The organism is Micromonospora sp. B9E7, from assembly GCF_039871815.1.
Taxonomy (GTDB): domain Bacteria; phylum Actinomycetota; class Actinomycetes; order Mycobacteriales; family Micromonosporaceae; genus Micromonospora.
In genome coordinates this window covers 1-23,118 of record NZ_JBDPLX010000014.1, presented here as the reverse complement: position 1 = coordinate 23,118, position 23,118 = coordinate 1, and the positions used below count along the sequence as shown (strand labels likewise).

The 23,118-nt window shown below is 72.8% G+C and carries 8 protein-coding genes; 6 read left to right on the top strand and 2 right to left on the bottom strand.

Features of this window, described 5'->3' with window-relative positions; translation table 11 throughout:
• Positions 1 to 33: 33 nt before the first annotated feature.
• Positions 34 to 1,833: a 2-isopropylmalate synthase gene (locus ABGB10_RS21670; RefSeq protein ID WP_347662713.1), complete on the top strand. Its 1,800-nt coding sequence runs from the start codon at positions 34 to 36 to the stop codon at positions 1,831 to 1,833.
• Positions 1,834 to 1,879: 46 nt separating this feature from the next.
• Positions 1,880 to 4,654, top strand: coding sequence for an AAA family ATPase (locus tag ABGB10_RS21665; protein WP_347662711.1), 2,775 nt, complete (start codon positions 1,880 to 1,882; stop codon positions 4,652 to 4,654).
• 88 nt (positions 4,655 to 4,742) lie between these two features.
• Here ABGB10_RS21665 and ABGB10_RS21660 read toward each other — a convergent pair whose 3' ends face one another.
• Complete coding sequence (locus ABGB10_RS21660) at positions 4,743 to 5,600, bottom strand: metallophosphoesterase (protein ID WP_347662710.1); 858 nt, start codon at positions 5,598 to 5,600, stop codon at positions 4,743 to 4,745.
• Positions 5,601 to 5,814: 214 nt separating this feature from the next.
• Between ABGB10_RS21660 and ABGB10_RS21655 the strand changes: the two genes are divergently transcribed.
• The gene (locus tag ABGB10_RS21655; protein WP_347662709.1) at positions 5,815 to 6,783 is read left to right on the top strand and encodes an ATP-binding cassette domain-containing protein; all 969 of its coding nucleotides are present in this window, start codon (positions 5,815 to 5,817) and stop codon (positions 6,781 to 6,783) included.
• Positions 6,784 to 6,796: 13 nt separating this feature from the next.
• Entirely contained in the window at positions 6,797 to 7,549 is a 753-nt protein-coding gene (locus ABGB10_RS21650) for an ABC transporter permease (RefSeq protein ID WP_347662708.1), read from the top strand.
• Positions 7,550 to 7,627: 78 nt separating this feature from the next.
• On the opposite strand, the gene ABGB10_RS21645 is transcribed toward ABGB10_RS21650, so the two are convergent.
• Positions 7,628 to 8,002 carry a DUF5988 family protein gene (locus tag ABGB10_RS21645; protein WP_347662707.1) on the bottom strand — a complete coding sequence of 125 codons (375 nt, stop codon included), beginning with the start codon at positions 8,000 to 8,002 and terminating at the stop codon, positions 7,628 to 7,630.
• A gap of 305 nt (positions 8,003 to 8,307) precedes the next feature.
• Here ABGB10_RS21645 and ABGB10_RS21640 point away from each other — a divergent pair, with 305 nt between their 5' ends.
• Entirely contained in the window at positions 8,308 to 18,369 is a 10,062-nt protein-coding gene (locus ABGB10_RS21640) for a type I polyketide synthase (RefSeq protein ID WP_347662706.1), read from the top strand.
• A 33-nt stretch (positions 18,370 to 18,402) separates the two neighbouring features.
• Positions 18,403 to 23,118 (top strand): type I polyketide synthase (locus tag ABGB10_RS21635; RefSeq protein WP_347662705.1); only part of this gene is annotated, 4,716 nt, incomplete at its 3' end.

Below are 23,118 nucleotides of genomic sequence, written 5' to 3'. Positions count from 1 at the left end.
GCCGGCTCCGTACAGCGAGGAAAGGAATCCATCGTGAACCCGAGTCGACGATCCGCCGGCCGCTACCTGCCCTCCGTCCCGGTGAGCCTGCCGGACCGAAGGTGGCCGGGCCGTACGGTCACCACCGCGCCCCGGTGGCTCTCGACCGACCTGCGCGACGGCAACCAGTCGTTGGCCAATCCGATGAGCCCGGCCCGGAAGCTGGCCATGTTCCGGTTGCTCGTGGAGATGGGCTACCAGGAGATCGAGGTCGGTTTCCCGGTCGCGAGCCAGGACGACCACGACTTCGTCCGGCTGCTGATCGAGGACGACCTGATCCCGGACGACGTCTGCATCACGGTGCTGACCCAGGCCCGCGACGAGCTGATCCGGCGCACGGTGGAGAGCCTGGCCGGCGCACCGAGGGCACGCATCCACATCTACAACGCCACGTCACCGCTGTTCCGCCGGGTCGTCTTCGGCATGACCCGGGCGGAGTGCCTGGACCTCGCGGTGCAGGGAACGCGCCTGATGATGAAGTACGCGGACCGCACCCTGGCCGGCACCGACCTGCGCTACCAGTACTCGCCCGAGCTGTTCAACGACACCGAGCTGGAGTTCTCCCTCGAGGTGTGCGAAGCGGTCATGGACGTGTGGCAGCCGGAGACGGACCGACCGATCATCCTGAACTTCCCGACCACGGTCGAGCGGACCATGCCGAACGTCTTCGCCGACCAGATCGAGTGGCTGGACCGCAACCTGTCCCGCCGCGAGCACGTGTGCCTCTCGGTGCACCCGCACAACGACCGTGGCACCGGTGTCGCGTCCGCGGAGCTGGCGACCCTCGCCGGCGCGCAACGGATCGAGGGCTGCCTGTTCGGCAACGGCGAACGGGCCGGCAACGTCTGCCTGGTCACACTCGGGCTGAACCTCTACACCCAGGGCATCGACCCGGGCATCGACTTCTCCGACATCAACCGGATCCGGCGGACGGTCGAGTACTGCAACGAACTGCCGGTGCACCCGCGCCACCCGTACGGCGGGGACCTGGCCTACACCGCGTTCTCCGGTTCGCACCAGGACGCCATCAAGAAGGGCTTCGACGAGCGCGCCCGGGCCGCGATGGCGATCGGCGCGTCCGTGGACGACCTGCCCTGGGAGGTGCCGTACCTGCCGCTGGACCCGGAGGACGTCGGCCGCACCTACGAGACCGTGGTCCGGATCAACAGCCAGTCCGGTAAGGGCGGCGTCGCGTACGTGCTGGCCAGCCGGCACGGCATGCTCCTGCCGCGCGACCTGCAACTGGAGTTCGCCGCCGTGGTGCAGGCGCAGGCCGACGCCGCCGGGGTGGAGATCTCACCGACGCGCATCGGGGAGCTGTTCCTGGAGGAGTACGTCGTGCGGCGCCCGCTGTCGGTGCCGCTGCGCTTCCGCGACATGGTCGCCACCGAACTGCACGTCGGGGGCGGCGGCTTCACCGTCGGCGCGGCGCGGGCCGACGCGGTCGAGCAGATCCGCGCCACGATGCTGTCCTGGGGGATCGACGTGCGCGCCGTGCACCGGACCGGGGTCGGTGCGGTCCGCGAGCGCGACGACGTGGTCGTGTACGCCGAGTGTCGTCTCGGCACCCGTACCGTCTGGGGCGTCGGCATCGACGCGGAGCCGGACACCGCGGCCTTCGCCGCCGTCCGCGCGGCGCTGAGCCGTGCCCTGCGCTCCGGCAACGCCCTGGAGACCGTCGGGGATCTCGACGCCCCGGTGATGCACCCCGCGCCACCCCGGCTGCGCCCGGTCCTGGCTGGCACCGTCGGCCTCGACCTGGCTGGCACCGTCGGCCTCGACCGGGCCGGCTGAACACCATTCGAGGCCGTTCACCATTCCAGACCTGGGGGAAATCCACATGGGACTCGTTGAGAGAGACAAGGCGGTGACCAGCCTCGAGGGTCTGCTCACCGAGGCGGTCGCGGGCCGTGGCCGGGTGGCGATGATCACCGGTACCGTCGGCACCGGCAAGAGCGAACTACTGCACACCCTGGCCGACCGGGCGGTCGACTTCGGTGCCCTGGCGGTCACCGCGAGCGGCGCCCACGCCGAGCGCAACCTGCCCCTGGCGCTGCTCAGCCAGCTCTTTCACGACGCGCCCCTGCAGGACCGCGAGCGTGAGCGGGCGATGAGCCTGCTGCACGAGGGCACGGTCGCGGCCCTGGCCGCCGACAACCGGGACGACAACGAGCACATCGACGTGCAGATCGTGCACGGGCTCTGCACCATCCTGCTGGAACTGGCCGAACGCTATCCGCTGGCGTTGCTCGTCGACGACGTGCACCACGCCGACCGCGCCTCGGTGGTCTGCCTGGCGTACCTGGCCCGGCGTGCCCGGTTCGCGCCGGTCCTGGTCGCCTTCACGCAGACCGAGTTCGGGCGCAGCGCCGATCCCTCCTGGCAGGCGGAGCTGCTGCGCCCGGGGCACGGAAGCCGGCTCCAGCTGGCTCCGCTCACCGGCCTCGGCGTCCAGCAGCTCGCCGCCGAGACGGTCGGCACGGAGGTCGCCGAACGGCTGGCCGGCCAGTGGTACCAGCTCACCGGCGGCAACCCGCTGCTGGTCAGCGGCCTGCTGGAGGACTACCAGGCCGTCACCGAGGAGACCGGCGCCGCGCCGGACGAGGTGGTGGTGGGGGAGCGGTACGCCCAGGCCGTCGTGTCCTGCCTGCGTCGCGGTGAGCCGCAGCTGCTGGAGGTCGCCCGCGGAGTCGCCGTGCTCGCCGACACCGAGGCGCTCGACCGGCTCCTGCGTACCGACGCGGGCGTGGTCGCGCAGGCCATGCGGGCGCTGACCACCGCCGGCATCTTCACTCTCGGTGGGTTCCGGCACCCGGTGGCCGCGGCCGCCGTGCTCGCCGGGTTCGACCAGGACGAGCGGGCCGAGCTGCACCGGCGCGCTGCGGTGCTCGCCTACGACGGCGGCGCGTCGGCGCGGGTCGTGGCCGAGCACCTGCTGGGCGCCAAGGAGGCCAGTGAGGCGTGGGGCGTGGCGGCGCTGGAGGACGCCGCCCGGCAGGCCCTGCGTGAGGGCCAGGTGGAGTCGGCCGTCAGCTACCTCAAGCTGGCCTGGCGGGCGTGCACCGACGAACGGCAGAAAATCAAGATCATGACCACTCTGGTACGCGCCGAGTGGCGGGTCAACCCCAGCACCTCCAGCAGCTACCTGCCCGAACTCGCCGGCGCCCTGGACAAGGGCTTCCTCCAGGGCAGCGACGCGGTGATCCTGGCCAAGGCGCTGCTGTGGCACGGGCAGCTCGCCGAGGCGGAGGTGATCCTGGCGCACCTTGCCGCCACCGGAGTGGACCTCGACCCGGCCGCCGCCGGCGAACTGGCGATGACCCGACCCTGGCTGCGCTGCTCGTACACGCCGTTGGCCCAGCACTTCCGGCCGGCGCCGGTGACCGTCTCCACGGTCTCGGCCAGTCGCCGCCTGGAAGCGGCCAACGCGCTGTCCACGGTGCTCAGCGACACCCCGTCGGAGAGCGTGGCCGGGGTCGTCGAGCGCATCCTGCGCAGTTCCCGGCTCGACGAGATGAGCCTGGACACGGTGGAGAGCGCCCTGCTCACCCTCACCTACGGCGGGCACGCCGAACAGGCGGCGCCCTGGTGCGACCTGTTCATCGAGGAGGCGCACACCCGGCGCGCCCCCAGCCGGCAGGCCCGTCTCGCCGCGATCCGGGCCGAGGTCGCACTGCGCCTGGGTGACCTGCCCGGCGCGGCCCGGCACGCCCGCCTGGCCCTGGAGATCATGCCGCCGAGCAGTTGGGGTGTGGGCGTCGGCGTGCCGCTCGCCAGCCTCGTCACGGCCTGCACCGCGATGGGTCGCTTCGACGAGGTGTCCGAGTGGCTGGACCAGCCGGTTCCGGAGACCATGTTCCAGACCCGGTACGGGCTGCACTACCTGCACGCCCGTGGTCGCTACAGCATGGCGACCGGGCACCTGCCGCTCGCGCTTCGCGACTTCCAGAAGTGCGGTGAGCTGATGACCACCTGGGAGTTGGACGCGCCGGGTCTGGTGGCCTGGCGCACCGACGCCGCCGAGACCCTGCTGCGGATGGGACGCCCGGACCAGGCCCGCCGGCTCATCGAGGACCAGCTGGGCCGCTGCGGCAAGGACATGCCGCGCGTGCACGGTTCCGCGCTGCGCCTCCTCGCCGCGACCAGCCAGCTACGGCACCGGCCGATGCTGCTGCGCCAGGCGGCGGACCTGCTGCAGTCCGGCGCCGACCGGTACGAGCACTCCCGGGTGCTCGTCGACCTGACCGAGGCGTACCACGCGCTCGGTGAGTCGCGGCGGGCGGGAATGATCGGCCGGCGGGCACGGGCACTGGCGGAGGAGTGCGACGCGCAACCCCTGCTCCGTAGGCTCTCGCGGGACATCGGCTGGGACGACAAGGAGACCGCCGCGGCGCAGCCCAGCGTCACCGGCAGTGCCGCGATGCTCAGCGACGCCGAACGCCGGGTGGCGGCCCTGGCCGCGATCGGCTACACCAACCGGGAGATCTCCGACAAGCTCTACATCACGGTGAGCACTGTGGAGCAGCACCTGACGCGCATCTACCGCAAGCTCGGCGTGGTGGGGCGTACCGACCTGCCGGCGCACCTCGAACTCGACCTGTCCGCGACCGTCTGACCGCACACACCGGGGCCCCGTACCGCGTCACCGCGCGGGCGGGGCCCCGGTGTGTGTGCTGCCCGAAAGTGATCGCCGGTCCGCGAGGTCAGGCCGGCTCGGGCGCGGGAAGGATGACCCGCAGCGGGTCGCCGTGGCGGCCGTACAGGTCCTGTTCGCGGGGGTAGCCGAGCGACACTTCCTCGAAGCGGACGCCGTCTTCCACGGTCGTGCGCGGGATGTGCAGATGGCCGTAGACCACCACGGCCGCCCGGTGGTCCAGATGCCAGGTGGCGGTGCCGGTGGTGCCGCACCACTGGGCGAACTGCGGATAGCGCAGCACCCACGTCGGCTCCCGGGTCAGCGGGAAGTGGTTGACCAACACCGTCGGCAGCGCCGGATCGCACTGGGCGAGACGCCGTTCGGTCTCCCGCAGCCGGGCCCGGCACCAGTCGTCCGCTCCCGGGTAGGGGTCCGGGTGCAGCAGGAACTCGTCGGTGCAGACGATCCCGGCCGACTCGGCCCAGTGACGCGCCTGCTCCTTCGTGGTCCCCGGCGGGCGGAACGTGTAGTCGTAGAGCACGAACAGCGGCACCACGACCACCGGGCCGCCGGCCCCGCGCCACACCGGGAAGTCGTCCTCGGGCGTGACGACGCCCAGGTCACGGCACATCCGTACGAGGTCGCGGTAGCGCTGCTCGCCGCGCAACTGCACCGGGTCGTCGGCGGGCGTCCACAGCTCGTGGTTGCCCGGCACCCAGACCACCTTCGCGAAGCGCCCGGCGAGCAGGGTCAACGCCCACTCGACGTCGGCCATCTTCTCGCCCACATCGCCGGCGACGATCAGCCAGTCGTCGGCGTGTCCGGGGCGCAGCCCGAGCACCGTCTCCCGGTTGCGGGCATAGCCGACGTGCAGATCACTGATCGCCAACAACCTGCCGTGCGGGACCGTACCGGGAACACTCACGACGCCGATCGTAGGCGCGCACCGGCATCGGCCGGAACGCTCGCCGATCGGTTCTCGGGCCGTCTGAGCTGGGCTACGGGGCGCTAGGGGGCCGGCTAAGGGTTGTCCGGGCACTGGCCTCTCTCGATGCTGGTTGCGATAGGCGAATGCCGGTACCAGCGCCGTTTCGAGGATTTCCGCCGACGGTGGGATCCCTGTCGAGAGGAGACCACCGATGATCAAGGCGCGGGGTCTGACCAAGACGTTCCAGATCAACAAGTTCACCGTCGAGGCCGTCCGTGGCATCGACCTCGACGTCTCGTCCGGCGAGATGGTCGGCTTCCTCGGCCCCAACGGGGCGGGCAAGTCCACCACGTTGCGGATGCTGACCACGTTGCTGCGGCCCACCTCCGGCGAGGCCAACATCGGCGGCTGCGACCTGCTCAGTGACCCTGCCGGAGTCCGCAGGTTGATCGGCTACGTCGGCCAGAACTCCTCGGCCGGCGTCGAGTACAAGGTCCGCGAGGAGCTGGTCACCCACGCCCGACTGCAGGGCCTGTCCGCGTCGGCCGCCCGCACCCGCGTCGGCGAGATGCTGGAGCAGTACGACCTGGCCGGGCTGGAGGACCGCCTGATCGGCGCCCTCTCCGGCGGTCAGAAGCGGCGTATCGACATCGTGATGGGCGTGCTGCACCGGCCGCCGGTGGTGTTCTTCGACGAGCCGTCCACCGGGCTGGACCCGCAGAGCCGCAGCAACCTGTGGAACCACATCCGCAACCTGCGCCGCGAGCACGAGACGACGGTCTTCCTCACCACCCACTACCTGGACGAGGCCGACAGCCTCTGCGACCGGATCCTCGTCATCGACGGCGGTCGGATCGTCGCCGAGGGCACCGCCGACGAGCTCAAGGCACAGGTCAACGGCGACCTGGTGACCCTGGAAACCTCCGCACCCGCGCAGACCGCCACCGCCGCCGAACGGCTCGACGGCGCGAAGGAGGTCACCGTCGACGGCACGACCGTGCGGTTCCGCATCGCTCGCGGCGACAGCGTCCTGCCCGGCCTGCTGCGCGAACTCGACCGCAACGACGTCGACGTGTTCTCGGTGCGAACCAGCCGGCCGACACTCGACGACGTGTTCCTGACCGTCACCGGGCGCAGCCTGCGCGACAGCGAGACCGCCCCGGCGTTCCCGGGCCTGTGAAGTGAGGATCCCCATGTCGTTCCTGCGAGACACCTGGTTGACGTTCGACCGGGCGGTCCGTCCCGCCCTCCGCAGCCCCGGCACGCTGATCGTCGGTGTCGCGGTGCCCCTGGTCTACCTGGTCCTGTTCGGGCCGTTGCTGAGCGACACCACCGACGAGAGCGGCCTCAGCTCCTGGCAGTGGTTCGTCCCCGGCATGCTCATCCAGCTCGCCCTGTTCATCACCGCCAACGCCGGCTTCTCCCTGATCCCGGACACCCGCTCCGGCGTGCTGGAGCGGATGCAGGTCACCCCGCTCAGCCGGGTGGCCCTGCTCACCGGCCGGGTCCTCAAGGACGTGGTGCTCCTGCTCGTCCAGGCCATCCTGATGATCGGGCTGGCGTTCATCCTCGGCTTCCGGGCCGGCGTACTGCCGATCCTGGCCGGGCTGGTCCTGCTCGCCATCACCGCGGTCGCGGTCGGCTTCACCTCCTACGGCCTGGCGCTCAAGCTCAAGCACGAGTTCGCGCTGGCCCCGGTGGTCAGCGGCATCGTCGTGCCGCTGATGCTGCTGTCCGGTGTGCTGCTGCCGATGGACCGTGCCCCGGACTGGCTGTACTACCTGTCGCGGGCCAACCCGCTCAGCTACGTCGTCGAGGCCGAGCGTGAGCTGATCAGCGGCAACTACGACCAGCGGATCGTGCTGATCGGCGCGCTGGTCGCGATCGGCCTGCTGGTCCTCAGCACCACCTGGTCCCTGCGGCTGCTGCGCCGCCAGCTCGCCTGACCCGCGTACGCCCGACGCCGCCGGCCTCGGCGCCATGGCCCCCCGCAGGGGCCGTGGCACCGAGGCCGGCGGCGTGTGTCAGAAGGCCATCGAGGTACGCATCGACCAGACGAACACGTCGCCCAGCTCCGCGTCGCGCTCGAAGTGCTCGTACCCGTCCAGGTAGCAGATCTTCAGCTTCTCGTTCGCCGCCAGCGTCTTGCTGACGACGAGGCTGCGCGGGATGGCGCTGGGGCCACCGACGAGCATCACCTGCACCACGGAGGTGAGCTGTTCGGCGGTCACCACGGTCCGGGACTGGAAGGCCGCCTTCTCGAAGTCCAGCGGCGGGTTGGTCGCCGGGTTCGCGGCGTCGTGGCTGAAGTAGTGCTGACCCAGGAACCTGCTCAGATCGGCCGGCGGGCCGAACGGGTCAGTAGGAGAATCGATCGGCGTCAACAGTGTCGTGGTCATTGTTCTGCCTTCCCGAAGAGTCACCCGGTCCTTCCGGTGGAGCCCGGGTCGGCGCTTCCTCGCTGCCATCCCGCTCTGCTCCGTGCTTTGTGTATTGAGAATGACCTGGGCGGCACCCCCGTAGATATCCCCTACCTACCCCTATCGGCTGGCCGGTATCGGGGTGCCGTCGGGGCGCGCGAGGGTCCGCCGCGAGTCCGCAGGGGTTGTTGGCCCACCAGGGCGACCATAGCGTCCTGATTGCGGATCGTCGTATTCCGGCCCAGCTCATTCCGGGTCGCTCTGCCTTGAAGAGGTGGCATCGTATGGCAAGCGAAGAAACGCTCCGGGACTATCTGAAATGGGTCACGACCGACCTCCACAAGGCGCGTCAACGCATTCGGGAACTGGAATCGGCTGGTTCCGAGCCGATCGCCCTGATCGGAATGGCCTGCCGTTATCCCGGCGGTGTGCACAGCCCCGACGACCTCTGGCAGCTGGTCGCCGAGGGGCGCGACGGGATCGGCGCGTTCCCCACCGACCGGGGCTGGGACCTCGACGGGCTCTACCACCCCGACCCCGACAACCCGGGCACCTGCTACACCCGCGACGGCGGCTTCCTGCCCGACCTGGCCGCCTTCGACGCCGAGTTCTTCGGGGTCAGCCCCCGCGAGGCGATGGCCATGGACCCGCAGCAGCGGCTGCTGTTGGAGACCGCGTGGGAAGCCACCGAACGGGCCGGTATCGACCCGCACCACCTGCGCGGCACCCGGACCGGCATCTTCGCCGGCACCCCGAGCACCCAGGACTACGTCTCGCTGCTCCAGCAGAACCCACCCGAGGGCAGCGAGGGCTACTTCCTCACCGGCACCGCGCCCAGTGTGATCTCCGGCCGGGTCGCGTACCTGCTCGGGCTGGAGGGCCCGGCCGTCACCCTGGACACGGCCTGCTCGTCGTCGCTGGTCGCGCTGCACCTCGCCGGTCAGGCGCTGCGCCTGGGCGAGTGCGACCTGGCCCTGGCCGGCGGCGCCACGATCCTCGCCTCGCCGACCGCGTTCATCGGCTTCAGCCGCCAACGCGGTCTCGCGCCGGACGGGCGGTGCAAGTCGTTCGCCGCCGCCGCGGACGGCACCGGCTGGTCCGAGGGCGTCGGCCTGCTCATGCTGGAACGGCTCGGCGACGCCCAGCGCAACGGCCACCCGGTCCTCGCGGTGCTGCGCGGCTCCGCCGTCAACCAGGACGGAGCCTCCAACGGGCTCACCGCCCCCAACGGCCCCGCCCAGCAGCGCGTGGTGCTGCAGGCCCTGGCCAACGCCGGGCTGACCACCGCCGACGTGGACGCCGTCGAGGCGCACGGCACCGGCACCGTGCTCGGCGACCCGATCGAGGCCCAGGCGCTGATCGCCACGTACGGTCAGGACCGGCCCGAGGACCGCCCGCTGTGGCTCGGCTCCCTCAAGTCCAACCTCGGGCACTCGCAGGGCGCCGCCGGTGTCGGCGGTGTCATCAAGATGGTCGAGGCGCTGCGGCACGAGACGCTGCCCCGGACCCTGCACGTCGACGAGCCGAGCCCGCACGTCGACTGGGCCGCCGGCAACGTACGCCTGCTCACCCAGGAACGCGCCTGGCCGACCGGGGACCGGCCGCGCCGCGCCGGGGTGTCCTCGTTCGGCATGTCCGGCACGAACGCCCACGTCATCCTGGAGGAGGCACCGGCCGCCGAGCCGGCCTCGGTGGTGGAGCCGGCCGAGCCGGTCACCCCGGCCACCGGGGAGCTTCCCTGGCTGATCTCCGCCGGCACCGCCGACGCACTCCGGGACCAGGCGTCGCGGCTGGCCGCCCACCTCGACGGCCCCGGCGTCGCCACCGTACCGGCGGACGTCGCGCACACCCTGCGTACCGCCCGCTCGCTGCTCACCCACCGCGCGGTCGTCCTCGGCCCGCGGCACCGCGACGGCCTGGCCGCCCTCGCCACCCCCGGCGGTGCCACCGACGCCGACGTCGTCACCGGCACCGCCGTCGCGGACGCCGAGGTGGTCTTCGTCTTCCCGGGCCAGGGCTCCCAGTGGAGCGGCATGGTCGCCGACCTGCTCGACACCGCGCCGATCTTCGCCGACCGGATCGCCGCCTGCGCCGACGCCCTCCACCCGCACGTGGACTGGAACCTGCTCGACGTGCTCCGCTCCGACGACCCCGGCCTGCTGGACCGGGTGGACGTGGTGCAGCCGGCGCTCTGGGCCGTGATGGTCTCGCTGGCCGCACTCTGGCGCGGCCACGGCGTCACCCCGACGGCGGTGATCGGCCATTCGCAGGGCGAGATCGCCGCCGCGGTCGTGGCCGGCGCGCTGTCCCTCGACGACGGCGCGAAGGTCGTCGCGCTACGCAGCCGGGCCCTGCTCCGACTCGCCGGCACCGGCGGCATGGTCTCGGTCAGCGCCCCGCTGAACACCGTCGAGGACCTGCTGGCCGACGGTCTGACGATCGCCGCCGTCAACGGACCGTCCGCCGTCGTGGTCGCCGGCCCGGTCGACGCCGTGGACGCCTTCCTGACCCGGTGCGAGAGCGCGGGCGTCCGGGCCCGGCGGGTCGCGGTCGACTACGCCTCGCACTGCTCGGCCGTGGAGCCGGTCCAGGCCGACCTGACCACCGCGCTGGCCGGCATCACCCCCGGCCCGACGTCGGTGCCGTTCCTGTCCACAGTCACCGGCGCCCCTGCCGACGGCGACGCACTCGACGCCGCCTACTGGTACGCCAACCTGCGCAACCCGGTCCGCCTCGACCAGGCCGTCACCGCAGCGGCCACCGCCGGAAACCGGCTCTTCCTCGAGGTCAGCCCGCACCCGGTGCTGACCGCCGGGATCAGCGACACGGTCACCACCCCCGTGCTGCACACGCTCCGTCGCGGCGAGGGCGACCAGCGCCGGATCGTCCGCGCGCTCGCCGAGGCCCACGTCGCCGGTGCCCCCGTCGACTGGTCCACGGTGCTGCCCGAGGCTCACCGCACCGACCTGCCCACCTACGCGTTCCAGCGGCGTCGGTTCTGGCCGGAACCGGCGCCCGAGCGGATCGCCGCCGACCCGGTCGACGCCGAGTTCTGGGCGGCCGTCGAGGGCGGCGACCTGACCGGTCTCGGCATGGGCCACCTCAACGACGCCGTGGCGTACCTGGGCGAATGGCGGCGGGAACGCCGCGAGCACCGGGCGCTGGACACCTGGCGCTACCGGGTGACCTGGAGGCCGCGTACCGACCTGCCGGAGCCGCGCCTGCACGGCGGCTGGCTGCTGCTCGTAGCGGAGCAGGGCACCGACCACGACCTGGTCGCGACGATCACCGACCGGATGACCCGGGCCGGCGCGACGGTCACCGTCACCCCCGGGGCGGAACTCAGCGCGGCGCTGGACGGGCCCGCCCCGGTCGGCGTCCTGTCCCTGCTCGCCCTGGACGAACGCCCCACCGAACAGCACCGGGCCCTCACCCGGGGCGCCGCCGCCACCACCGACCTGCTCGCGGCCCTGCGCGACACCCACCCGCAGACCCCGGTCTGGGCCGCCACCCGTGGCGCGGTCTCGACCGGGCCGGCCGACCCGGTACGCCGAGTCCCGCAGTCGTTCGTCTGGGGTCTCGGCCGGGTCGCGGCCCTGGAACAGTCCGCCTCCTGGGGCGGTCTGGTCGACCTGCCCGAAACCCTCGACGAGCGGACCGCCGACCGGCTCTGCGCCGTCCTGACCGGCATCACCGTCGGCGACGGAGTCGAGGACCAGGTCGCGGTGCGCCCCTCCGGTGTCCTCGCCCGCCGGCTGACCCGCGCCGCCGCCGGCACCGCGCCGACCTGGCAGCCGTCCGGGACCATCCTGATCACCGGTGGCACCGGTGGCATCGGCACCGAACTCGCCCGGTGGCTCGCCCGCAACGGCGCCGACCACCTCGTCCTCACCAGCCGGCGCGGTGCGGCCGCACCGGGTGCCGCCGAGCTGACCGAGGAACTCACCGCGACCGGTGTACGTGTCACCGTCGCCGTCTGCGACGTCGCCGACCGCGACGCGATCACCGCACTGGTACGGCAGGCCGCCGACGCCGGTGACCCGATCCGCGCGGTCATCCACACCGCCGGTGTCGCCCAGCACACGCCGATCGCCGACGTCACCCTCGACGAGTTCGCCCACGTGCTGGACGCCAAGGTCACCGGCGCGGCGAACCTGGACCGGCTCTTCGGCGAGCCCGACGACCTGGACGCGTTCGTGTTGTTCTCCTCGGTCGCCGGCACCTGGGGCAGCGGCGGGCAGATCGCGTACGCGGCCGGCAACGCCTACCTGGACGCGCTCGCCGAGGCCCGCCGGGCCCGCGGCTGCGCGGCGACCGCGGTGTCCTGGGGCGCCTGGGGCGGCGGCGGTATGGCCACCAAACAGGAGACGGCCGACCACCTGCTGCGCCGCGGCCTGCCGCCGATGCCACCCGAGCAGACCACCGTCGCGTTGTCACAGGCGGTCGCGCTCGGCGAGGCCACCGTCACGGTCGCCGACGTGCGCTGGGACCGGTTCGCCCCGTCGTTCACCGTCGGACGGCCCAGCGCCCTGCTTGCCGACCTGGACGACGCCCGTACCGCACTGTCCGACGCGGCCCCCGACGACGACAGCCAGGCTGCCGGGCTGCGCGAGCACCTCGCCGGCATGACACCCGGTGAACGGGACACGTTCCTGGTCGACCTGGTCCGCGCCGAGGCCGCCACGGTGCTCGGGCACGCCGACGCCTCCGCCGTCACCCCGGACCGGGCGCTACGCGACCTCGGCTTCGACTCCCTGTCGGCCGTCGAGTTCCGCAACCGGCTCTGCGCCGCGACAGGTCTGCGGCTGCCCACCACCCTCGCCTTCGACCACCCGAACGCCCACGCCATCGCCCGGCTGCTCCGCGACGAGGTGGCCGGCACCGCCCCGGCCCCGTCGGCGAACCCCACCACGGCCCCCACCAGCACCGACGAACCGGTCGCCATCGTGGCGATGAGCTGCCGCCTGCCCGGCGGCGTCCGCACCCCCGACGACCTGTGGCAGCTCGTGCTCGACGGGCGCGACGCGATCGGTGACTTCCCGGCCGACCGTGGCTGGGACGTCGACGCCCTCTACCACCCCGACCCGGACCACCCGGGCACCAGCTACACCCGCTCCGGCGGATTCCTGCACGAGGCCGCCGAGTTCGACGCCGCGTTCTTCGGCATCTCCCCGCGCGAGGCGCTCGCCACCGACCCCCAGCAGCGGCTCCTGCTGGAGACCGCCTGGGAGGGCTTCGAACGGGCCGGCATCGACCCGCACGCGCTGCGCGGCAGCCGGACCGGCGTGTTCGTCGGCGCGTCCAGCCAGGGCTACGGCGCCGGCGTCCGCAACGCCCCCGAGGGCACCGAGGGTTACCTGCTCACCGGCACCGCCACCGCGGTCATCTCCGGCCGCATCTCGTACGCCCTCGGCCTCGAAGGGCCGGCGCTGACCGTCGACACCGCCTGCTCGTCGTCGCTCGTCGCCCTGCACCTGGCCGCCCAGTCGCTGCGCCGGGGCGAATGTGACCTCGCCCTGGCCGGTGGCGTAGCGGTGATCGGCAACCCGATGGTCTTCGTCGAGTTCAGCCGGCAACGGGGCCTCGCCGCCGACGGCCGGTGCAAGGCCTTCGGCGCCGACGCCGACGGCACCGGCTGGGCCGAGGGTGTCAGCGTCCTGGTCGTCGAACGGCTGCGCGACGCGCAGGCGAACGGTCACCAGGTCCTCGCCGTGATCCGGGGCAGTGCGATCAACCAGGACGGCGCCTCCAACGGCCTGTCCGCCCCGAGCGGCCCGGCCCAGCAGCGGGTCATCCGGGCCGCCCTGGCCGACGCCGGACTCACCCCGGCCGACGTCGACGTGGTCGAGGCCCACGGCACCGGCACCGTCCTCGGCGACCCGATCGAGGCGCAGGCGGTCATCGCCGCCTACGGCCACGGCCGCGACGGGACCGAGCCGCTGTGGCTGGGCTCGCTGAAGTCCAACATCGGCCACACCCAGGCCGCCTCCGGCGTCAGCGGGGTCATCAAGACCGTCCTCGCGCTCCAGGCCGGGGTGCTGCCCCGCACCCTGCACGCCGACGAGCCGTCACCGCACGTGGACTGGTCCGCCGGCACCGTCCAACTGCTCACCGAACCCCGCGAGTGGCCGGACACCGGTCGTCCCCGGCGGGGCGCCGTCTCGTCGTTCGGCGTGAGCGGCACCAACGCCCACGTCATCCTGGAACACCCGGCCGACCCGGCGCCGGTCGCGTCGACCGACGGCGGGCAGCTCCCCGCCGTACCGGTCGTGGTCTCCGCCAAGACCGCCCCCGCCCTGCGGGCGCAGGCGGCGGCGCTGCTGGACCACCTCGCCGGCGAGCCCGCCGCGCACCTCACCGACCTCGGCTGGTCCCTGGCCACGACCCGGGCGGCCCTCGAACACCGCGCGGTGATCGTCGCGACCGACCTCGACGACGTACGCCTGAGCCTCACCGCCCTGCGCGACGACACCACGGCTCCCGCCCTCACCGCCGACGTCACCGTCGACGGGCGCACCGCGGTGCTCTTCACCGGGCAGGGCAGCCAGCGAGCCGGGATGGGCCGGGAACTGTACGACGCGTACCCGGTCTACGCGGACGCGTTCGACGCGGTCTGCGCCCACCTGGACACCCACCTCGACCGGCCGATCCGCGACCTCGTCCTCGACCCGGCACACGCCGACCTGCTGGACCGCACCGAGTACACCCAACCCGCGCTGTTCGCCGTCGAGGTCGCCCTGTTCCGGCTCTTCACGCACTGGGGCATCGTCCCGGACTACCTGGCCGGGCACTCGATCGGCGAGCTGAGCGCCGCCCACGTGGCCGGTGTCCTCGACCTGGCCGACGCGGCCGCCCTGGTGGCAGCCCGTGGCCGGCTCATGCAGGCGCTGCCCGACGGCGGCGCGATGGCCGCCGTCCAGGCCGACGAGGCGGAGGTGCTCGCCTCGCTCGACGGGGTGGACGGCCGGATCACCGTCGCCGCGGTCAACGGACCATCCTCCACTGTGGTCTCGGGAGACGAGTCCTCGGTCGAGCAGGTCGTCGCGTACTGGCGGGACGCCGGGCGGCGGACCAAGCGACTCCAGGTCAGCCACGCCTTCCACTCGCCGCACCTGGACCCGATGCTCGGCGAGTTCCGGCGCGCCGCGACCGCGGTGACCTACCAACCGCCGCAGATCCCGATCGTCTCCACCCTGACCGGTCACGTCGCGACCACGGCCGAACTCACCTCGCCCGACTACTGGGTACGGCACGCCCGGGAAACCGTCCGCTTCGCCGACGCGGTCCTCGAACTCCACCGGCACCAGGTGCGTACGCTGCTCGAACTCGGCCCGGACCCGGTGCTCGCCGCGATGGCCGAGGAGACCCTCGCCGACCAGACCGGCCGCGTCGCGATCGCCGTGGCCGCCCTGCGCGCCGGGCACCCGGAACCGGTCACCGTCCTCACCGCGCTCGCCCGACTGCAGACCCGGGGCGCCGACCCCGACTGGGCCGGGGTCTACGCCGGCTCCGACGCCCGCCGCACCCCGCTACCCACGTACGCCTTCCAGCACCAGCCCTACTGGCTGCACGGCGACCCGGCCGACGCCGCGTCCAGCGGCACCGGGCACCCGCTGCTGCACACCGTCACGACGCTCGCCGACACCGGCGAGGTGTTGTTCACCGGCCGACTGGCCACCGCCCGTCAACCCTGGCTCACCGACCACACCGTGCTCGGCACCGCGATCCTGCCCGGCACCGCCTTCGTCGAGATGGCCGCGCACGCCGCCGACCACGCCGGCTGCGGCCAGGTCGAGGAACTCACCCTGGAAGCGCCACTGGTCGTCCCGGACGGTGTCGGGACCCGGCTGCAGGTACGCGTCGGCCCGACCGACGCCGACGGCCGCCGCGCCCTCAGCGTGCACTCCCGTCCGGACCGGGACGACGACAGCCCGTGGACCCGGCACGCCGCCGGCACCGCCTCCCCGGCGCCGGTCACCGAACCCGACCCGGACGAGACCTGGCCGCCCGCCGACGCCACCCCGATCGACGTCGACTTCCTCTACGACTTCCTGCCCCAACTCGGATACGGATACGGCCCGGCCTTCCAAGGCCTGCGCGCGGCCTGGCAACGCGGCGAGGAGACCTACGCCGAGGTCGCCCTGGCCGAGCCGACCGCCACCGAAGCCACCCGCTACGGCGTACACCCGGCGCTGCTCGACGCCGCCACCCACGCCATGGGTCTCGGCACGGCGGCCGAGGCGCAGCAGGGACTGAGCCCCACCCAGAGCCGGATGCCGTTCTCCTGGACCGGCATCAGCGTGCACGCCACAGGTGCCGCCGCAGCCCGGGTACGGATCACGCCCAACGGCGACGACGGGGTTCGCATCGACCTCGCCGACCAGACCGGACAACCGGTCGCCACCGTCGGCAAGCTGGTGCTGCGCCCGGTCTCGGTCACCCAACTGCGGCAGCCGACCGACGAGGCCCCGCTGTTCACCGTCGACTGGACGCCTGTCGAGCCGCAGATCGCCCCCACCGGAGGCCGGTACGCCGTCATCGGCGCACCCGACTCGTTCGTGGCCGACGCGGCAGCCGCCGTGGGGTCCCTGGTCGACGACTACCCGGACCTGGACGCGCTGGCCGCCTCGGGTGCCGTACCCGAGATGGTCTTCGTCCCGACCCGGCCCGGCGGGAACGCACCCGGCCCGGCGGTCGACGCCTGGCTGGCCCTCGCCCAGCGCTGGCTCGCCGACCCGGACTTCGACAGGGCCCGCCTGATCCTGCTGAGTCGCGGCGCGGTCGAACCAGACCCCGCCGCCGACGCCCCCGACCTGGCGCACGCCGCCGCCTGGGGCCTGATCCGCTCCGCCCAGTCCGAGGACCCGGACCGGATCGTGCTCGCCGACGTCGACGACTCGCCGCTCTCCGCGGCGAGCCTGCCCGGTGTCCTCGCCAGCGGCGAACCGCAACTGGCTCTCCGCGACGGCCGCGCCTACGCGCCGCGCCTCGCCCGGGCCACCACCGCGCCGACCGGCCTGGACACCGACCCGGACGGCACGGTCCTGGTCACCGGCGGCACCGGCGCCCTCGGCGGCCTGCTGGCCCGGCACCTGGTCACCACCCACGGGGTACGACACCTGCTGCTGACCAGTCGCCGCGGACCGGACGCGCCCGGCGTCGAGGACCTGACCGCGCACCTGACCGAACTCGGCGCGCGCGTCACCGTGGCGGCCTGCGACGCCGCCGACGCCGACCAGCTCGCCCACGCCCTCGCCGCCGTCCCCGCCGAACACCCGCTCACCGCCGTGGTGCACGCCGCAGGCATCGTCGACGACGGTGTCCTCGCCTCACTGACCCCGCAGCGGGTCGCCGCGGTCCTGGCGGCCAAGGCCGACGCCGCCCACAACCTGCACCAGCTCACTCGGGACCGCAACCTGACCGCGTTCGTCCTGTTCTCCTCCTCGGCCGGCAGCTTCGGCGGCCCGGGGCAGGGCAACTACGCCGCGGCCAACGCCTACCTCGACGCGCTCGCCCGGCACCGCCGCCACCACGGCCTCGCCGCGATCTCCCTGGCCTGGGGGCCGTGGGCGGTCGGCGGCGGCATGGCCGGGCAGCTCAGCGACGCCGACATCAGCCGGATGACCAGCTTCGGCATCACCCCGTTCACCGCCGAGACCGGGCTCGCCGCGTTCGACGCGGCGGTGGGCGCCGACACCCCCGTCGTCCTGCCGATCGGACTGCAACCGGCCGCCGTCGCCGGCAACGGCCCGGTGCCGCCGCTGCTGCGCGGCCTGGTCCGTCGAGCCGCCCGGCGGGTCGCCGAGAACACCACCGACGGCGCCGACCCCGCCGAGGCGCTCAAGCGGCGACTCGTCGCCGCCGCACCCGCCGACCGGCCACGGATCCTGCTGGAGATGGTGCAGAGCCAGGTCGCCGCGGTTCTCGGCCACGCCTCCGCCGACGCCATCCAGCCCGACCGAGGGCTCGTCGAGTGCGGCCTCGACTCTCTCGCCGCCGTCGACCTGCGTAACCGGCTCGCCGCCGCCACCGGTCTGCGGCTGCCCGCCACGATCGTCTTCGACCAGCCGACGCCCGGGGCGCTGGCCCGCTACCTCCAGGACGAGTTGCTCGACGAACGCGCCTCGTCCGCCCTGTCGGTGCTCGGCGAACTGGACCGCCTCGAAGCGGGACTGGCCGCCGTCAGCGCCGACGACCCGGACCGGGCCAAGGTCGCCGGCCGGCTACGCAGCCTGCTCGACACCTGGACGACCGGCGCGAACCCGACACACGACAGCGGCGCCCTGCACGGCGCCACCGCCGAGGAACTGTTCGACCTCCTCGACGACGAACTCGGCATTGCCTGACCGCATGGAACACCGACGGGGAGTGACGTTCTGATGGCCGACGAAGCCAAGCTCCTGGACTACCTCAAGCGCGCCACCAGCGACCTGCGCGACACCCGTCAGCGGTTGCGCGAGATGGAGGAGCGCGATCGCGAGCCGATCGCGATCATCGGCATGGCCTGCCGCTACCCCGGCGGTGTGGAGACCCCCGAGGACCTGTGGCGCCTGGTCGCCGACGAGCGGGACGGCATCACCGAGTTCCCCGTCGACCGCGGTTGGGACCTGGAGTCGCTGTACCACCCCGACCCCGACCACCCCGGGACGTCGTACACCCACGAGGGCGGCTTCCTGCACGAGGCGGGCCGGTTCGACCCGGCCTTCTTCGGCATCTCACCCCGTGAGGCGATCGCCATGGACCCGCAGCAGCGCCTGCTGCTGGAGACGTCCTGGGAGACCTTCGAACGGGCCGGGATCGACCCGACCCGGTTGCGGGGCAGCCGTACCGGGGTGTTCGCCGGCGTCATGTACCACGACTACGCGGTCAACCTGACCAGCATCCCGGACGACGTCGCCGGCTATCTCGGCACCGGAAACTCCGGCAGTGTCGCCTCCGGGCGGGTCGCGTACACCCTGGGCCTGGAGGGGCCGGCGGTCACCGTGGACACCGCCTGCTCGTCGTCCCTGGTCGCCCTGCACCTGGCCGTCCAGTCGCTGCGCCAGGGTGAATGCTCCCTGGCCCTGGCCGGCGGCGTCGCCGTGATGGCCACCCCGGTCGTCTTCGTCGACTTCAGCAAGCAGCGTGGGCTCTCGACCGACGGCCGGTGCAAGTCGTTCGCCGCCGCCGCCGACGGCACCGGCTGGGCCGAGGGCGCCGGCATGCTGCTCCTGGAACGGCTCTCCGACGCGGTCCGCAACGGTCACCGCGTCCTCGGCGTCGTCCGCGGCACCGCGGTCAACCAGGACGGTGCCAGCAGCGCCCTGACCGCCCCGAACGGCCCGGCCCAGCAGCGGGTCATCCGCAGCGCCCTGGCCAACGCCCGGGTTCCCGCCGAGCACGTCGACCTCGTCGAGGCCCACGGCACCGGCACCACCCTGGGCGACCCGATCGAAGCCCAGGCGCTGCTCGCCACCTACGGCCAGGACCGGTCCGCCGACCAGCCGCTGTGGCTCGGCTCGATCAAGTCGAACATCGGGCACACCCAGGCCGCCGCCGGCGTCGCCGGGATCATCAAGATGCTGATGGCGATGCGGCACCGGACCATGCCGCGAACGCTGCACGTGGACGAGCCGACGCCGCAGGTGGACTGGACGGCGGGCGCGGTGGAACTGCTCACCACGGCCCGGTCGTGGCCGGACGCCGAGGACCGGCCGCGCCGCGCCGGGGTGTCGTCCTTCGGAGTTTCCGGTACGAACGCGCACGTCATCATCGAGGAACCGCCGGCCGTCGAGGTGCCGCCCCGGGACGAGGCGGTCGTGTCCGCCCTGGTGCCGTGGGTGCTGTCGGCGCGGTCGCCGGAGGCGTTGCGGGGGCAGGCTGCCCGGTTGGCGGTGGTGTCGGATGCGGATCCGGTGGATGTCGGGTTCTCGTTGGTGTCGTCGCGGTCGGTGCATGCGCATCGGGCGGTGGTGTTCGGGCCGGACGAGCTGGCGGCGGTCGCGGCTGGTGAGCCGGGTCCGGTGGTCGGGTCGGTGGTGCGGGGCAAGACGGCGTTCGTGTTCTCCGGCCAGGGTTCGCAGCGCCCAGGCATGGGTGTGGAGTTGGCGGCGTCGTTCCCGGTGTTCGCGGAGGCGTTCGACGTGGTCTGCGCTGAGCTGGACCTCCATCTTGATCGGCCGATCCGGGAGGTGATCTCGGACGACGCGGAGGCCCTGGACCAGACGGTCTACACGCAGGCGGCGTTGTTCGCGGTCGAGGTGGCGTTGTTCCGGCTGGTCGAGTCGTTCGGGGTGACCCCGGACTTCCTGGTGGGGCATTCGATCGGGGAGATCGCCGCCGCGCACGTTTCCGGGGTGCTCTCCCTTCCGGACGCGGCAACGCTGGTGACCGCCCGGGGCCGCCTGATGCAGGCGCTCCCCGCCGGGGGCGTCATGGTCGCGGTGCGGGCGACCGAGGCCGAGGTGCTGCCCCTGTTGACCGACGGGGTGTCCGTGGCGGCGGTGAACGGCCCCCGGTCGGTGGTGCTGTCCGGTGTGGCCGACGAGGTGACGGCGGTCGCGGCGCACTTCGAGAAGTCGAAGCGGCTGCGGGTGAGTCATGCGTTCCACTCGGTGCTGATGGAGCCGATGCTGGCCGAGTTCGCGTCGGTTGCGGCTGGGTTGTCCTACGAGTCCCCGCGTATCCCGGTGGTGTCGAACCTGACCGGGCAGGTCGCCGAGACGCAGGACGCCGCCTACTGGGTGCGGCACGTGCGGGAAGCCGTCCGGTTCGCCGACGGGATCACCACCCTGGAGAGCCTCGGTGTCGCCACGTTCCTGGAGATCGGCCCGGACGGGGTCCTGTCCGCGATGGGCGCGGACTGCGTGACGGACGCGGTGTTCGTACCCGTGCAACGCGCCGACCGGGACCAACCTGCCACGCTGCTGACCGCCCTGGCGCAGGTCTTCGTGCGTGGCGTCGCGGTGGACTGGACGCCGTGCGTGACCGGCGGGCGGCTGATCGACCTGCCCACCTACGCCTTCCAACGGCAGCAGTACTGGCTCACCTCGCCACCCGCCGAGCGGCCCGAAACGGCCGGCGACCCGGCCGACGGACACTTCTGGTCGGCGATCGAGCGCCAGGACACCGCCTTCCTCGCGGAAACCCTCGGCCTTGGCTCGGACGAGGACCGCGAGACCCTGGAAGCGCTGTTGCCGGCGTTCTCCGCGTGGCGGCGACGCCGGCACACCCACGCGGTGCTCGACACGCTGCGCTACCGGATCGGCTGGGAGCCGTCGACCGGCGCACCCCACCCGCCGACGACCGGCCGGTGGATCGTGCTGACCAGTGCCGACGCCGACGACACCACGACGCTCCTGTCCGCACTCGGCGACGCCACCGTGCTCACCGTGACACCCGATCGCGCCGCCCTCGCCGAACGACTGCGCACCGCCGGACCCACCGACGGCATCCTGTCCCTGCTCGCCCTGGACCCCGCGCTCGACCCGGCGGCGACTCTCCTGACCGTCGCGCAGGCCTGCGCCGACGCGGGTCTGGAGGCGCCGCTCTGGGCCGCCACCCGGGGCGCCGTCTCCACCGGCCGCGCGGACCGCCTCGACGCGCCCCGCCAGGCCCTGGCCTGGGGTCTCGGTCGTGTCCTCGGCCTGGAACGCCCCCACCTCTGGGGCGGACTCATCGACCTGCCGGACAAGCTGGACCAGCGCGCCGCCGACCGGGTGGCCGCCGCGCTGCACGGCAGCGGCGAGGACGAGATCGCGGTACGCGGCTCCGGCACCTACGTACGCCGACTGCTGCGTCACCCGCACACCGAGGCTGTGCCCAGTGACGCGTGGCTGCCGCGCGGCACGGTCCTGGTCACCGGTGGAACCGGCGGCCTCGGCGCTCGGGTGGCGAGCTGGGTCGCCGTCCGGGGAGCCGAACACGTGGTCCTGGTCAGCCGTCGCGGTCTCCATGCTCCCGACGCCGACGTGGTGGCCGCCGAGGTGCGCCGCCACGGGGCCCGGGTGACAGTCACCGCCTGCGACGTCGCCGACCCGGACGAGGTGAACCGGCTCGTCGAGCAACTACGGGCGGCCGGCGAGCGGATCGACACAGTGGTGCACGCCGCCGGCGTCGACCACCACACCGATCTCAGCACCGCCACTGCCGTCGACCTCGACGCCGTCCTGGCCGCCAAGGTCGCCGGTGCGATCAACCTGGACGCCGCGCTCGGCGACGAGCCCAGCACGTTCGTCCTGTTCTCCTCCATCTCCGGTGTCTGGGGCAGCGGCGGGCAGGCCGCGTACTCGGCCGGTAACGCCTTCCTCGACGCGTTCGCCGAGTGGCGCCGCGCCCGTGGTCTCGCGGCCACCTCGATCGCCTGGGGCGTCTGGGCCGGCGGGGGCATGGCCGACGACCCGGAGATCACCGAGCAGCTACGCCGGCGCGGCCTGCTCACCCTCGACCCGGAACTCGCCCTCTCCGGCCTCCAGTCGGTCCTCGACCACGACGAGACCAGCGTGACCATCGCCGACGTCGACTGGGACCGCTTCCTCCCGATGTACGCGTCCGCCCGCGTCCGTCCGCTGGTCAGCACGCTGCCCGACCACATTCGCCTCCAGGCCAGCGACTCGACGCCGACCGCTCCCGCCGCCGGCCGGTACGCCGCGATGAGCGCCGAGGAGCGGGCCCGCCAGCTGCTCGACCTGGTGGTCACCAGCGCGGCTGCCGTCCTCGGGCACACCGGCGCCGGTCTGATCGACGCCGACCAGCCGTTCAAGGAACTCGGGTTCGATTCGTTGACTGCGGTGGAGTTGCGTAATCGGTTGAATGTGGTGACCGGTTTGTCGTTGCCGTCGAGTGTTGTTTTTGATTATCCGTCGGCGGGTGTGTTGGCGGGTTATCTGGGGTCGTTGTTGGGTGCGGATCAGGGGTCTGGTCCGGAGTTTGTTGCCTCGTCGGTGGTGGTGGATGAGCCGATTGCCATCGTCGGGATGGCTTGCCGCTATCCGGGTGGTGTGGGTTCGCCGGATGAGTTGTGGGATTTTGTGGTTTCTGGTGGGGATGGGGTGGTGGAGTTTCCGTCGGATCGGGGTTGGGATTTGGCGGGGTTGGTGGGTGATGGGGAGTCGTTC